The sequence below is a fragment of the Arenimonas sp. genome, from assembly GCF_036275555.1.
Taxonomy (GTDB): Bacteria; Pseudomonadota; Gammaproteobacteria; order Xanthomonadales; family Xanthomonadaceae; genus Arenimonas.
The window spans coordinates 76,096-90,574 of record NZ_DASUDO010000012.1 but is presented as its reverse complement, the minus strand read 5'-3'; the positions used below and the strand labels follow the sequence as shown (position 1 = coordinate 90,574).

10 protein-coding genes and 1 riboswitch are annotated in these 14,479 nt (G+C 70.3%); of the genes, 3 read left to right on the top strand and 7 right to left on the bottom strand.

All coding sequences use genetic code 11. The annotated features are described in order from the left end of the window. Positions 1–276: 276 nt before the first annotated feature. Positions 277–1,701 (bottom strand): adenosylhomocysteinase, encoded by a 1,425-nt coding sequence (gene ahcY / locus VFV21_RS04180; RefSeq protein ID WP_329668228.1) that lies wholly within the window; start codon positions 1,699–1,701, stop codon positions 277–279. A gap of 74 nt (positions 1,702–1,775) precedes the next feature. After that, a riboswitch (S-adenosyl-L-homocysteine riboswitch) is annotated at positions 1,776–1,863 on the bottom strand. Between the two features lie 182 nt (positions 1,864–2,045). Continuing rightward, on the bottom strand, positions 2,046–3,281 hold the full coding sequence (gene metK / locus VFV21_RS04175; RefSeq protein ID WP_329668227.1) for a methionine adenosyltransferase: 1,236 nt from the start codon (positions 3,279–3,281) through the stop codon (positions 2,046–2,048). Between the two features lie 196 nt (positions 3,282–3,477). On the opposite strand from metK, the gene VFV21_RS04170 reads away from it, so the two are divergent. From VFV21_RS04170 to VFV21_RS04160, 3 genes are all read left to right on the top strand, one after another. Continuing rightward, on the top strand, positions 3,478–5,199 hold the full coding sequence (locus tag VFV21_RS04170) for a lysophospholipid acyltransferase family protein (protein WP_329668226.1): 1,722 nt from the start codon (positions 3,478–3,480) through the stop codon (positions 5,197–5,199). Then, positions 5,199–6,008, top strand: coding sequence for a UDP-2,3-diacylglucosamine diphosphatase (locus VFV21_RS04165; protein ID WP_329668225.1), 810 nt, complete (start codon positions 5,199–5,201; stop codon positions 6,006–6,008). The genes VFV21_RS04170 and VFV21_RS04165 overlap by 1 nt, the downstream gene beginning before the upstream one ends. Before the next feature lie 98 nt (positions 6,009–6,106). Then, positions 6,107–7,153 (top strand): metal-dependent hydrolase, encoded by a 1,047-nt coding sequence (locus tag VFV21_RS04160; RefSeq protein WP_329668224.1) that lies wholly within the window; start codon positions 6,107–6,109, stop codon positions 7,151–7,153. 4 nt (positions 7,154–7,157) lie between these two features. Here VFV21_RS04160 and VFV21_RS04155 read toward each other — a convergent pair whose 3' ends face one another. The 5 genes from VFV21_RS04155 to VFV21_RS04135 form a co-directional block, all read right to left on the bottom strand. Next, on the bottom strand, positions 7,158–9,002 hold the full coding sequence (locus VFV21_RS04155; protein WP_329668223.1) for a serine hydrolase: 1,845 nt from the start codon (positions 9,000–9,002) through the stop codon (positions 7,158–7,160). Positions 9,003–9,115: 113 nt separating this feature from the next. Continuing rightward, complete coding sequence (dusB, locus tag VFV21_RS04150) at positions 9,116–10,114, bottom strand: tRNA dihydrouridine synthase DusB (protein WP_329668222.1); 999 nt, start codon at positions 10,112–10,114, stop codon at positions 9,116–9,118. 40 nt (positions 10,115–10,154) lie between these two features. Further along, positions 10,155–11,240, bottom strand: a complete 1,086-nt coding sequence (locus VFV21_RS04145) for a PepSY-associated TM helix domain-containing protein (protein WP_329668221.1) — start codon at positions 11,238–11,240, stop codon at positions 10,155–10,157. A gap of 8 nt (positions 11,241–11,248) precedes the next feature. Next, on the bottom strand, positions 11,249–13,363 hold the full coding sequence (locus VFV21_RS04140) for a TonB-dependent receptor (protein WP_329668220.1): 2,115 nt from the start codon (positions 13,361–13,363) through the stop codon (positions 11,249–11,251). 117 nt (positions 13,364–13,480) lie between these two features. Next, complete coding sequence (locus VFV21_RS04135) at positions 13,481–14,437, bottom strand: ribokinase (RefSeq protein WP_329668219.1); 957 nt, start codon at positions 14,435–14,437, stop codon at positions 13,481–13,483. Positions 14,438–14,479: the final 42 nt, after the last annotated feature.

Here is a 14,479-nt window from a genome sequence, read left to right as displayed (position 1 = left end):
CGGTGGACCCAGGTCGCCCAGCGCTCGTCGGCGTGGCTGTAGCTGATGAATGCGGCGTAGTGCCTCGACCCGCTCATCGGAAGTCGATGCCCCGCCCGCAGCGAGATCGCTGAACGCCCCTGCTCATCCCGGCTCCCCAGCCGACGGCCCGACCCATCATGGCATCGTCCGATCGGACGTGCCCGCACGCGCGCGCTTTCGCCCCCCATCAACGGAAACGGCGCCCGAGGGCGCCGTTCCGGAAGCCGGGCGGAGAACCCCGCCCCGTGGGGTCGATCAGTAGCGGTAGTGCTCGGGCTTGTACGGGCCTTCGACCGGCACGCCGAGGTAGTCGGCCTGGGCCTTCGTCAGCGTGGTCAGCTTCACGCCGATCTTCTCGAGGTGCAGGCGGGCCACTTCCTCGTCCAGCTTCTTCGGCAGGATGTAGACCTTCTTCTCGTACGTGTCCTTGTTGGCCCACAGGTCGATCTGCGCGAGGGTCTGGTTCGAGAACGAGTTCGACATCACGAAGCTCGGATGGCCGGTGGCGCAGCCGAGGTTCACCAGGCGGCCTTCGGCCAGCATGAAGATCGAGTTGCCGTTGGCGAACGTGTACTTGTCGACCTGCGGCTTGATGTTCAGGCGGACCGCGCCCGAGCTGTTCAGGCGGTCGATCTGGATCTCGTTGTCGAAGTGGCCGATGTTGCAGACGATGGCCTGGTCCTTCATCTGCTGCATGTGCTCGAGCGTGATGACGTCCTTGTTGCCGGTCGTCGTCACGTAGATGTCGCCACGGCCGAGGGTGTTTTCGACGGTGTTGACCTCGAAGCCTTCCATCGCGGCCTGCAGGGCGTTGATCGGATCGATCTCGGTGACCACGACGCGGCAGCCGTAGGCGCGCAGCGAGTGGGCCGAGCCCTTGCCGACGTCGCCGTAGCCGCACACGACCGCGACCTTGCCGGCCAGCATCACGTCCATCGCGCGCTTGAGGCCGTCGGCCAGCGACTCGCGGCAGCCGTAGAGATTGTCGAACTTCGACTTGGTGACCGAGTCGTTGACGTTGATGGCCGGGACCAGCAGCTTGCCGGCTTCCAGCATCTGGTAGAGGCGGTGCACGCCGGTGGTGGTCTCTTCCGAGACGCCCTTCCAGTCCTTCACCACGTTGGTCCAGAAGCCCGGACGCTCCTTGGCGACGCGCTTGAGCAGGTCCTTGATCACCTGCTCCTCGTGCGAACCCGAGGGCGAGTTGACCCAGGCGGTGTCGCCCTTCTCGAGCTCATAGCCCTTGTGGATCAGCAGGGTGACGTCGCCGCCGTCGTCGACCACCAGCTCCGGGCCCTTGCCGCCCGGGAAGGTGACCGCGTCGAGCGTGCAGTCCCAGTACTCCTCCAGCGTCTCGCCCTTCCAGGCGAACACCGGGGTGCCCGACTTGGCGATGGCCGCGGCGGCGTGGTCCTGGGTGGAGAAGATGTTGCAGGACGCCCAGCGCACGTCGGCGCCGAGGTCCTTCAGGGTCTCGATCAGCACGGCCGTCTGGATGGTCATGTGCAGCGAGCCGGTGACGCGCACGCCCTTCAGCGGCTTGGCGGCGGCGTACTTCTCGCGGATGGACATCAGGCCCGGCATTTCCTGCTCGGCGATGTCGATTTCCTTGCGGCCCCATTCGGCCAGGGACAGGTCGGCGACCTTGAAGTCGTGCTTGAGGTTTACGACAGCGTTCATTTGGGTATTGCTCCGTTTTGTGGGACGGCCGCGGACCCCTGTGGGAGGGGCTTCAGCCCCGACGGGCCGTCTCAATCTAACGGGCGCGGTTGGTACGGAACCTCAGCCGAGCCTGATCCCTTGTCCGCAGCGCGGACCGGGCTTGCAGCGCCCCTCGGCGGAGGGTCCGGCGGGCCGCGGGGCGGCTGCCGGGGGTGCGGGTCTTTCCAGACCGGGCGCCATTGTATCGCCAGTTCGCGATGGAGGGATGAATGCCGGGGGGTGCAATGAAAACGGGCCGCTTTCGCGGCCCGTTTTTCCCTCTCCCCGGCCCTCTCCCGCGAGCGGGAGAGGGGGCAAGGCGGTTACTTCTTCTTGGCGGTGGACGGCTTGTCGAGGCCGGCGGCCTTGCGCAGGGCGTCGGCCTTGTCCGTCTTCTCCCAGGAGAAGGCGGTGGCGGTGTGCTTCTTGCCCTTGCCGTCGGTGTAGGTCACCTGGAACGGCTTGCGGCCGAAGTGGCCGTAGCTGGCGGTGAGGCGGTAGATCGGGTGCAGCAGGTCCAGCATCTTGGTGATGCCGTACGGGCGCAAGTCGAAGTGGGTGCGAATCAGCTTCTCGATCTTGTCGTCGCCGATCTTGCCGGTGCCAAAGGTGGTGACCGAGATCGAGGTCGGCTCGGCCACGCCAATCGCGTAGCTCACCTGCACTTCGCACTTGTCGGCCAGGCCGGCAGCCACGATGTTCTTGGCCACGTAGCGCGCCGCGTAGGCGGCCGAACGGTCGACCTTGGACGGATCCTTGCCCGAGAACGCGCCGCCGCCGTGGCGGGCCATGCCGCCGTAGGTGTCGACGATGATCTTGCGGCCGGTCAGGCCGGCGTCGCCCACCGGGCCGCCGATCACGAAGTTGCCGGTCGGGTTGATGTGGATCTTCGACTTCGGCAGCGCCTTAAGCCACGCCTTCGGCAGCACGGGCTCGAGGATGTGCTTCATGACGCCGGCGACGATGTCCTTGTGCTTGACGTTCGGGTCGTGCTGCGTGGACAGCACCACGGCGTCGAGGCCGACGATCTTGTCGTTCTCGTAGCGCAGGGTGACCTGGCTCTTGGCGTCCGGGCGCAGCCACTTGAGCTTGCCGGCCTTGCGGACCTTGGCCTGCTGCTCGACCAGGCGGTGCGCGTAATAGATCGCGGCCGGCATGTACTCCGGCGCCTCGTTGCAGGCGTAGCCGAACATCAGGCCCTGGTCGCCCGCGCCCTGTTCTTCCGGCTTCTTGCGGTCCACGCCCTGGTTGATGTCGGGCGACTGCTTGCCAATCATGTTGACGATGGCGCAGGTGTGGCCGTCGAAACCAACGTTCGAGTTGTCGTAGCCGATGTCGTTGATCACGCCACGGGCCAGGGCTTCGATGTCCACCCAGGCGGAGGTGGTGATCTCGCCGGCGACGATGGCGGCGCCGGTCTTCACCAGCGTCTCGCAGGCCACGCGGGCCTTCGGGTCCTGGGCGAGGATCGCGTCCAGCACCGCATCGGAAATCTGGTCGGCCATCTTGTCCGGGTGGCCTTCGGAGACCGACTCGGAGGTGAAGAGGTAGCTGGACATCGTCGCTTATATCCCTTGATTGAGATGAAAGGATGGGTGGGGCGGGCATGATACACGCCCGGACCCCCGGGTGCATCCTGCGCCCCGCCATGTTGCCTCCCGGTTAAGCCGGCTGTCACCCCGCTGACGCCGGGGTTTCACCGGGCTGTCAGGCGCGGGCGCGAAGCTGCCGCCGTCGCAAGCACGGGGGCTGTCCATGATCGAGCTCGAGCGTCGCCTGGCCGAACGCTATCCGAGGTGGTTCGAGGGCCCGCAAGGGCGGCTGGCGCGGCCGCTGGTGCGCGGGCTGGGCAAGTGGTCGGGGCTGGAAGAGGCCGAGCGCTTCCTCGCGGACAACGGCCACCTGCGTGGCCGCGCATTCATCGAGGCGGCGCTGGACCACCTCGAGGTCCGCTACACCGTCGACCAGGTCGAGCGCGAGCGCATCCCGCAGTCCGGGCGCGTGCTGATCGTCGCCAACCACCCGTCGGGCGCGCTGGATGCGCTGGCACTGCTGCATCTGGTCACCGGCGTCCGCCGCGACGTGCGGATCCTGGCCAACGATTTACTTGACGCCGTCGAACCGCTGCGCGACCTGCTGCTGCCGCTGCGCATCCTCGGCGGCAAGCCCGATGCCGGCAGCCTGGCCGCGGTGGACGCAGCGCTGGCGCGGGAGGAGTGCGTGATCGTATTCCCGGCGGGCGAGGTGTCGCGCCTGGGGCTGCAGGGCGTGCGCGACGGCCGCTGGCGCAAGGGCTTCCTGCATTTCGCGAAGGCGAGCGGGGCGCCGGTGCTTCCGGTGCGGATCGGGGCGCGCAATTCGGCGCTGTTCTACGGCGCGTCGGCGCTGTTCAAGCCGGCGGGCACGGCCCTGCTGCCGCGCGAATTGTTCGCCCGCCGCGGCAGCCGCATCGCGCTGCGCATCGGCCGGCCGCTGGTGCTGGCCGACGACCAGCCGCCGGCGAACGCGCTGGCCTCGGTGCGGCAGGCGCTGTACGCCATTGGTTCGCGGCGCGAGGCCGCGGCAAAGGGCCCCGAGCCACTGGTGCACGCGGTCGACCGCCGTTTTCTGGTGGGCGAGCTGGCGAAGCTGCCGCTGCTCGGCAGCACGCCCGACGGCAAGCGCATCCGCGCCGGCCGGCTCGACACCGACTCGCCGCTGCTGCGCGAGATCGGCCGCCTGCGCGAGCTGACGTTCCGCGCGGCAGGCGAGGGCACCGGCCGCAAGCTCGATCTCGACGCCTACGACAGCTGGTACGACCACCTGGTGCTGTGGGACCCGGAGGCGCTGGAAATCGCCGGCGCCTACCGCATCGCCGACGGCGAGCGCGTGCTGGCCGAGCGTGGCCGCGAGGGTTTCTACACGGCGTCGCTGTTCCGCTACCCCTGCGAACTGCTGCCGCGGCTGGCGCAGGGCATGGAGCTGGGCCGCAGCTTCGTCGCCCCGGCCTACCAGGGCACGCGCAGCCTCGATTACCTGTGGCTGGGCATCGGCGCCTACCTGCGCGCGCACCCGGGCGTGCGCTACCTGTTCGGCCCGGTGACGATCAGCGCCGAGCTGCCGATCGCCGCCCGCGAGCAGCTCGTGGCCTACTACGACCGCTATTTCGGCGGTCATCGCGGCGAAGTCGTCGCGAACCGGCCGTTCCGCTTCCTGGCCGCGCCGCCGGCCTGGGGCGAGCTCGGCGCCGACGACGCGTTCCGCGTCCTGAAGGCCAACCTCGGCGCGCTCGGCACGCGCGTGCCCACGCTCTACAAGCAGTACACAGAACTGTGCGAACCCGGCGGCGCGCGCTTCCTGGCGTTCGGCGTGGACCCGGCCTTCAACAATGCCGTGGACGGGCTGGTGGAAGTGGACCTGTCGCGCGTGCGGCCGCGCAAGCGCGAGCGCTACCTCGGACCGGTGCCGGCGGCGCTCGCGGCGGGCGACGCGGCGTGATGGCGGCCGCGACGCGCCGGCAGCGCGCGGTCTTCCTGTCCGACGTGCACCTGGGTTCGCGCAACTGCCACGCGGCCGAGCTGGCGGTCTTCCTCGACGGGCTCAGCACGCGGCGCCTGTACCTGGTCGGCGACATCGTCGACCTGTGGTGGATGGCCCAGCGCCGCGCCGCCTGGGGTGCCGACCAGAACCGGGTGGTGGAGGCGCTGCACGAACTGGCCCGCGCCGGCACCGAGCTCATCTACGTGCCGGGCAACCACGACCGGCCCATTCGCCGTTTTTGCGGGCTGATGCTGCCGGCGATGCAGGTGCGCCGCCGCGCCATCCACCAGATCGCCGACGGCCGCCGCCTGCTGGTGACGCACGGCGATGACTACGACGCCGCCACCCACTTCGGCGGCTTCCAGGAGCGCTTCGGCGACTGGCTCTACGACCGCATCCTGGCCGGCAACCGCGTGACCAACCTGGCGCGGCGCCGGTTGGGCCTGCGCTACTGGTCGCTAGCCGACTTCCTGAAGCGCCAGAGCGGGGCGGCCGAGCGCTACATCGCCCGCTTCGTGCAGGCCGGGCTGGACGATGCGCGCCGGCGTGGCCTTGACGGCGTGCTGTGCGGCCACATCCACCGCGCGGCGCTGCGCGAGGTGGACGGGCTGGTGTACGGCAATGACGGCGACTGGGTCGAAAGCCTGACCGCGCTGGCCGAAGACGCCGACGGCAGCCTGGTGCTGCTGCGCCACGACGGCACCGAGCTGGAGCGACTGCCCGCGCGCGCGCCGCGACTTCGGCTCACGCTGGATCAGGCCGCCTGAGGCGCATCGGCCCGCCCGATCCGCGCGGCGTCGGCGCGGCCGCCCCTGGGTCCGGTGCATCACGCCACGGCGACCGCGGCCGCGGTTAGCATCTCGGCATGGACTCGTTATCGCAGATCGTACTGGGCGGCGCCCTCGCGGCCGCCGTCGCCCCGGCCGGCCATCGCCGCGCCGCGCTGCTGGCGGGCGCGGCGCTCGGTACGCTGCCTGACCTCGACAGTTTCGTGATGCTGCCGCTGGGCCTGGATCCGGTGGCGATGATGACCTGGCACCGCGGGCCTTCGCACTCGCTGCTCGTGCTGCTGCCGCTGGCCTTCCTGGTTTGGGCGGGCTTCCGCGCGCTGGGCGGGCGGGTGGCCGAATCGCCCGGGCGCTGGTTCGCGGCGATCGCGCTGGCGCTGGTCACGCACCCGATCCTCGATGCCTTCACCGTTTACGGCACGCAGCTGTGGTGGCCGATCCCGGTGTCGCCTGCGATGTGGTCGAGCCTGTTCATCATCGACCCGCTTTACACGCTGCCGCTGCTGGTGGCCTGCGTGCTGGCCTGGTCCTGGCGCGAGCGCGAGGCCGCCCGCAAGGCGCTGGTCGTCGGCCTGGCGCTGAGCACCGCCTACATCGGCTGGTCGCTGACGGCGAAGTGGCTGGTGGATCGGCAGGCCGAGCGCACGCTGGCCACGATGGGACTGCAGGAGGCGCCGCGGTTCTCGGTGCCGATGCCGTTCAACACGCTGCTGTGGCGGGTGGTCGTGATGACGCCGGACGGCTTCCTGGAGGGCGAGCGTTCGCTGGTCGCGGATTCCGGCCCGATGGTGTTCCGGAAGTATTCGTCCGACACCGAGTCGCTGGCCCGCGTCGGCGAATTCCCCGCCGTGCAGCGGCTGCTGTGGTTCAACCACGCCTTCGTGAAGGCCGAGGTGCGCGACCGGCAGCTGGTGCTGAGCGACCTGCGCATGGGCGCCGAGCCGGACTACACCTTCCGCTTCGTGGTGGCCGAGCGCGACGGCGTGGGTTGGCGTGAAATCCCGCCGAAGCAAATCAGCTGGCCGTGGGAGGCCAGCCGGCGGCTGTCGCAGATGTGGAACCGGATCTGGGAGGCGCCGCCCGCGCCCGAGGCGGACGGGGCGGCGACCCAGGCGGCGCGCTAGCCGGTCAGAACAGGTCGACCGACGGCCACGTGTCCACGTCGTTGGCGATGGCTTCCATCATGTCGTTCATCGCCTTGGTGCTGCTGTTGTTGCTGTTGCTGGCGGCCACCAGGCCGAAGCCGTCGCTGCGGCGGCGATAGGTGGACATGGTGCCGCTCATCTCGCCGTAGTGCGCGTAGGGCGTGCCGAGCCAGCTTTCGTGCTTCATGAAGCGGAGCAGGTCGATCGGGCGCGCGATCCAGCCGCCGTGCGAATCGAAGCGCTGAGGCTTGACGCTGGAATAGGCGCCGCCGCCGTAATAGACCACTTCGCCGGGCTTGCGGTCGGCCAGCTTGTCGCCGCCGATGACGATGTCGCCCGCGCCCGCCGGCTTGAGCAGGGCGTCCCGTACGTAGGCCTCGTACGACTTGCCCGAGCGCGCCTCGATGATGCGGCCCAGCAGGCAGTAGCCAAAGTTCGAATACATGTCGTCGCTCGTTAGTCCGGCCGGCGTCGTGCCGGGGGTGTAGCCCAGCGGATAGTTCTCGAGCGCCCAGTTGATCAGGCCCGTGTGGCCGGTGCCGGTGTAGTCGAACATCGGGTCGCTCTTGGCGCCGTCGCTGTTGATGCGGCGGAAGCCGGCGCGATGGCGGATCAGGTGGTCGACGGTGATGTCCTCGATATCCGGGTTGCTGTCCGGCGTGGCGAAGGTGCCGCCCAGGAGGCTGTTCGCACCGAACACCCGGTCGCCAGTGTCGAGCGACGTGTCGTTGGCGAGTTTCAGGATCGCGGCATGGGTGATCGGCTTGGACACGCTGGCGACCCGGAAGCGGTGCATCGGGCTGACCGGCATGCCGCTGTCCTTGTCGGCCACGCCGAAGCCGGCCGCATAGACCAGCTTCTCGTCGCGCATCACCGCGATCGACAGGCCCGGGATGTCGTTGGCGCGCATGTACGCGCGGGCCTTGTCCTCGATCAGCTTGAGGTCCTTCGCGGCGAAGGTGGTGTTGCGCCAGATCGTGTTGAAGCGCACGCCGTCGGCGCCATTGAAGGCCTCGACGTAGTCCGGCTCCCACGACTGGTAGAGGTGGTTGTCGAACACCGCCTGGTAGTGCGCCGCCGGCGTGCCGTGGCGCGCCGACCACTGCGGGCCGCCGGACTTGGTCCAGACCGCGGCGTAGCGGTCGCTGCCGCCGTCGCGGTAGCCGCTGACGACGCTGAGCCGGTAGCCCTGGCCGGTGAACTCGTCGAACGCCGCCTGGTACTGCGCCGAGGTCAGGCCGTGGCGCGCGACCCAGGCCGGGCCGCCCTTCTCGAAGATCGCGGCGAAGCGCGGCGCGTTGCCCACCGTGTAGGCGCTGACGTGCTTGAGCGCATAACCCTGGCCGGAAAGTTCGGTCACCGCGGCCTGGTACTGCGCGCCGGTGAGGCCGTGGCGCGCGGCCATCGCCGGCCCGCCGGACCTGGTCCAGATCGCGGCGTACTGCGCGGTGTTGCCGACGGCGTAGCCGTTGACGAAGGTGAGCCGGTAGCCCTGCTCGTTGAAGCTGTTGAACGCAGCCTGGTACTGCTCGGCGCTCAGGCCGTGGCGCGCGGCCCAGGCCGGGCCGGCCTGCTTCTTCCAGACCGCGGCGTAGCGGGCCTGGCCGCGGCCGCCGTCGTAGCCGCTCACCGACACGAGGCGGAAGCCCTTGCCGGTGTACTCCTCGAAGGCGGATTGGTATTGCGCGGGCGTGAGCCCGTGGCGTGCGACCCATTCCGCCGCCAGCGCGGGGGCGGTGGCGGCGAACAGCAGGGCGGCGGCGAACAGCGCGGGCCACGGGGACGGCCGGTCGGCCGTCGCGGGGACAACGGGGGGGTGCGGAATCATGCGAGTGCTCCGGGGGTTGCGAACAGGGGATGCGCCCGTCGCGATCGTGCGCTTTCCAATGAACGATGCGTGGCGCGAAAACCGGCCTTCCCGGTGGTCGCGTAAGAAATCTCTTACGCGGCGGCCGCGGCATCCCAGGGCACGCCCGCCACCAGCGCGTCGAAGTATTCGCGCGTCAGCCGCAGCTGCGACCCGGCGTCGTCGGCGCGATTGACGACCGCGCGGAAGGCGGCGTTCTCCGGCCGGTCCTTCGCGTACCAGCCCAGGTGCTTGCGCGCGATGCGCACGCCGGCGACGTCGCCGTAGAAGGCATGCAGGTGGGCGAGGTGGCCCAGCAGCACGTCGCGCACTTCCTGCAGCGTGGGCTCGGGCAGCTTTTCGCCGGTGGCGAGGTAGTGCGCGACTTCGCGGAAGATCCACGGGCGGCCCTGTGCGGCGCGACCAATCATCACCGCGTCGGCGCCGGTGTGGCGCAGCACGAAGGCCGCCTTCTCCGGCGAATCGATGTCGCCGTTGGCCAGCACGGGGATGCGCAGCGCGGCCTTCACCGCGGCGATGGTGTCGTACTCGGCGTGGCCGGTGTAGTGCTGGTCGCGGGTGCGGCCATGCACCGCCAGCGAGGCGATGCCGCTGTCCTCGGCGATGCGCGCGATGGTGAGCGCGTTCTTCTGGTCGGCGGCCCAGCCGGTGCGGATCTTCAGCGTCACCGGCACGTCCACCGCGGCCACCACGGCCGAGAGGATGCGCGCCACCAGCGGTTCGTCGCGCATCAGCGCCGAGCCGGCCCAGGTGTTGCACACCTTCTTCGCGGGGCAGCCCATGTTGATGTCGATCAGCTGTGCGCCGTGGTCGACGTTGTAGCGCGCGGCCTCGGCCAGCATCACCGGGTCGGTGCCGGCGATCTGCACGCTGATCGGGTCGGGTTCGCCGGCGTGGTCCATCCGGTGCAGCGATTTGTTGGTGTGCCAGAACTTCGGGTCGGAGATGGTCATCTCCGACACGCACAGCCCCGCGCCCAGGCGCTTGCACAGCATCCGGAACGGTTTGTCGGTGACGCCGGCCATCGGGGCCAGCACCACGCGCGGTTCGATGCGGTAGGGGCCGATCTGCATGGGGCGGCATTCTAGCCGCCCCGGGGAGTCCCCGCCCCGGTCAGCGCCGGGTGCGGCGCCGCCAGAACAGGAAGCCCGTGACCAGCAGGAACGTGGGCAGCAGGCCGGTGATCGCGAGGGCCAGCTTCATGCCGGGTCCGCCGACGGCGGCGACGTGGAGCGGGTAGATCGCATCGCTGAGGCGGGCGCCCGGACGGTCGGCGGTGGCGTCATGGCGGAGCAGCACCTGGCTGCCGTCGCGGCTGACGCCGACCAGGCTACGGCCCACCGGATGCCATTCGCCGGGAGCCTGCACGCGGAACGTCACGCCCGGGGCCGCGTCCGCCGGCGGCGCGACGCGCGCGACCCTTGCGCCGGGGAATCCGTCGCCTGCGGCCCGCAGCACCGCTTCCCAGTCGAACCGCGTCGTGGTCGTTTCAGGGGCGGCGGCGATGGGGGCTGGCCGCTCGCCCAGCGTCGCCACCAGCACGGCGCGGAAGCCGCTCGAATAGATCATTGCCACGCCCGTCAGGGTGGCGAGCCCGAGCAGCGGGAGCAGCAGCACGCCGCTGCTGCGGTGCCAGCTGAGCCAGCGTCGTGCGGGCGGTCCCGTGTGCCAGCGCAGCTGGGCCAGCATGCGATGGCGCTTGGGCCACCACAGGTATAGCCCGCTGGCGAGCAGGCCGAGCGAGATCCAGCCGACCACGCCGAGCACTTCCTTGCCTACGGCCCCGCCGAGCAGGTCCACGTGCCAGTGGTGCAGCCACATCAGCCAGTCGTCGCCGGGGCTGCGCACCAGCAGCAGGCGGCCGTCCTTCGGCGCGAAATAGGCGCGCCGGCCATCGGCCAGGTAGCCCTGCCACACGGGCAGCGCTTCGCGCGGCAGGTCGAGCGCGGTGATGCCCAGCCAGGGCGCCTCCTCCAGCAGTCGCCCCATCACTGCGGCATCGGCGACCGGCGCATGGCTGGCGAGCGCCGGGCGGGTGGCGAGCAGCAGCTCGTCGTGGAACACGAGCACCGTGCCCGCCAGCGATACCAATGCGAACAGCGTGCCCACGACCAGCCCCAGCCACAGGTGCAGCCAGGCCAGGGCCGCGCGCAGGCGCGGCCGGGATTTCCGGACGCGGTCGAGTCCGCCCTCGGGCATGGCCGACCTCAGAAGCGATGCGACCAGGCGACGCTGAGCACGCGGCCGCGACCGGCGACGTAGTCGTCGTTGGAGGGCGTGGTCTGCGAGTAGTAGCTGACGTACTGCTCGCCGAACAGGTTTTCCAGGCCTACCGCGAGCTGGCCCACGGGCAGCGCGATCGTGGCCTGCAGGTCGACCGTGGCGTAGCCCTCGAAGGACGCCACGCGCGTGCCGAAGCGCTCGAACTCGCGGTCCATGGCCTGGCTGGCCTGCAGGCGGGTGGCGATGGCCTCGCTCCAGCGGCGCTCCCAGAACAGCGTGGCGCGATCGGGGCTAATGTTGATGCCCTCGAGGTCGGTGTCGACCGCCCCGTCCTGGTTGCGGTCGTAGCGGCCTTCGCTGCGCGCATAGGCCACGCCGAGGCGATCGGCCGGTGACAGCTTCAGCGCCACTTTGCCTTCCACGCCGCGGATCTCGGTGCGCTGGCGGCTCACGTTGTAGTTGTCGGTGGCCGGGTCGTAGACCAGCAGCGAGCCGAGGTCGGAATCCGACCAGTACGCGGCGAGATGGGCGCTCCAGCGTCCGTCCTCATAGTCCAGGCCCACTTCCCGGTTGTCGGCGACCACCGGGGAGAGATCGACCAGGCGGTCGACGTCCTGGCCGGGTCGGTTGATCGCGCGCAGGACGCGACCGATGTCGGCGACGGTGTAGCCCTCGGCGTAGGAGCCATAGAAGGCGAGCGCGCTGGTCGCCTGCCAGACGATGCCGGCGTTGGGCAGCGTCTCGCGCGTATCCGGGTTGCCGCCGCCCACTTGCTGCGCGCCGTAGATCGGCAGCGTCACGTAGTCGTCCACTTCCAGTTCGCCGCGCTCGTGGCGCAAGCCGCCGACCAGGCTCACTTCGCCGATCGTCCACTGCAGCTGGGCGAAAGGCGACAGCGAGGTGTAGGTCGTCTCGGGCACCCAGGCCAGGTCGCTGGCCAGCAGCACCTGCGAGGTGGTGTCCTGCTGCAGGTCGACGCCGATCGTGGCCTGCACGGGAAGCCCGAACAGGTCGCCGCGGGACCAGCTGAACTTGCCGCCGAACTTTTCCGACTCGTTCTGCGACTGGTCCTGCCAGATCGAGCCAGGGTCGTTGCGGAAAAAGTCTACCCAGGGGCTGGATCCGTAGCGGGCCGCGAAATCGACCCAGAACACCTGCGCCTGCAGGTAGCCGCCGGCCAGGTCGCGGTCGAGGTAGTCCAGGGCGACCTGGCTCGAGCGGTTGCGCGCCGGATCCAGCGGCAGGTCGCCGCGCACCGAGGTCGCGGTCCGGCCACTCGCCACGTCGCCCGGCACCGAGACGTAGTTCCCTTCGCCCTCGAGCTCGTAGTGACTGACGCTCAGCTGCAGGCGGCGCTGTTCGCCGAGGTTCCAGCCGACCTTGGTGAATAGGTTGGTCGCGATCGAGTCCATCAGGTCACCCTGCACGCCGTTGACGGCCAGGGCGCGGCCGTCGCCGTCGTAGTGCAACCCTTCGCGCGCGAACGAGAGACCGCCCACGAGATCGACCGAGCCCTGGTGTGTCGCATAGAGCCAGGAGCCGCGCGTGCCGGTGCCGTCGTCCTCGCCCGGCAGCGCGCTGCTGGCGCCGAGCGTCACTTCGTGGAAGGCGCTGCCGTCGGCGGTGGGCGCCCGCCGGGTGATGATGTTGATGATGCCGCCCGAGGCCCCCAGCCCCTGAAGCGCATTGGCGCCGTGGATGACCTCGATGCGCTCGATCATGGCCGGGTCGATGGTGTGGGCGTCGCGGGAGCCGTCGCGCAGCGGCGTGGACTGCGGCACGCCGTCCACGAGGTACATCGGCTGCCGGCCGCGGAGCGATTCACCAAAGCTGGTGAGCTTCTGGCGCGAGGGCGCGAAGGCCGGGATCAGGTTCGCCAGCACCTGCGACAGGTCGCGGGTCAGGGCCAGCTGCTGCTCGAGCTGGGCGCGGTCGATGACCGTGATGGTGTTGGGCAGGGCCGCCTCCGACCAGGGCAGGCGGCTGGTGCTGGCGGATACGGTGACTTCGTCGAGCACGGCCAGGTCATCCGCGGCGAGGGCCGGGGGCGAGGACAGGGCGCCGAGGACGGCGAGGGCGAGCAGGGAAGCGCGGGGCATGCAGGCGGTCCGGGGAGGAAAGTGGCCGCATGATAATAAGAATGATTCGTAATTACAAACAAAAGACGCTGCGGGATGGGGCGGCCCAGGGCGCCCCGCGGTACCTGTCGTGAAGGATTACTTGTCGAGCTCGGAATGGCGCGGCATCGCCAGCGCCGCGCCGCGTCGCTCGGTGGACCGGGCGGCGAACCGGGTGGCGAACCGCACCGCGTCGGCAAAGGCGGCGTCCGGCGGGGCGCCGGCCAGCGCGGCCGCCAGCGCGCCGCTGAAGGCGTCGCCGGCGCCGGTGGTGTCCACGGCTTGCGCCGGCGCGGCCGGCACCCGGTAGGCCGATGCGGCATCGCCGCGCGGCGAGTCGCCGTGCGAGACGAAGGCACCGGCGGCGCCCAGCGTCACCACCACGGTGGCGCGCGGCGCTAGCAGGCGGCACAGCGCGTGCAGCCCGGCGTCGGGCATCGCCGCGAGCGCCGCGGCGTCGACTTCGCGGCCTTCATGCCGGGCCAGCATCGCGGCGAACTCGGTTTCGTTCGGCGTCAGCACGTCGGCGACGGCAAGCATCGTATCGGTGGTGGGCGCGTTCGCGGGCGCGGGGTTGAGGATGGCGAGCACCCCCGCCCGTCCGGCGGCGTCGAGCGCGGCCTGCACGGCGTCGGCGTCGACTTCGAGCTGGGCCAGCACCACGCGGGCGCTGGCGAAGGCGTCGGCCTGCGACTGCACGAAACCGGCAGAGAGTGCGGCATTGGCGCCGGGCGCGACCACGATGACGTTGCGGCCGGACGCATCCACGAAGATGCCGGCGGTGCCGGTGGCCAGATCCGGGTGAACATCGTCGCGCAGGTCGATGCCCTCGGCGGTGGCCAGCAGGCGCGCGCCGGCGGCGGTGTCGTCGGCGCCCAGCGCGGTGATGAAGGTGGTGCTGGCGCCCGCGCGCGCCGCGGCGACGGCCTGGTTGAAGCCCTTGCCGCCAGGGCCGCCGGCGAAGGTGCCGAGGCGCGTGGCGCCGGGGGCCGGCAGCGCATCGGTGGTCCAGACGAAATCCTGGTTGTACGAACCCACCACCACAACCTTGGCCATGAAAGATCTCCCGCCGCTAATGCTGTAGGAGGGACTTCAGTC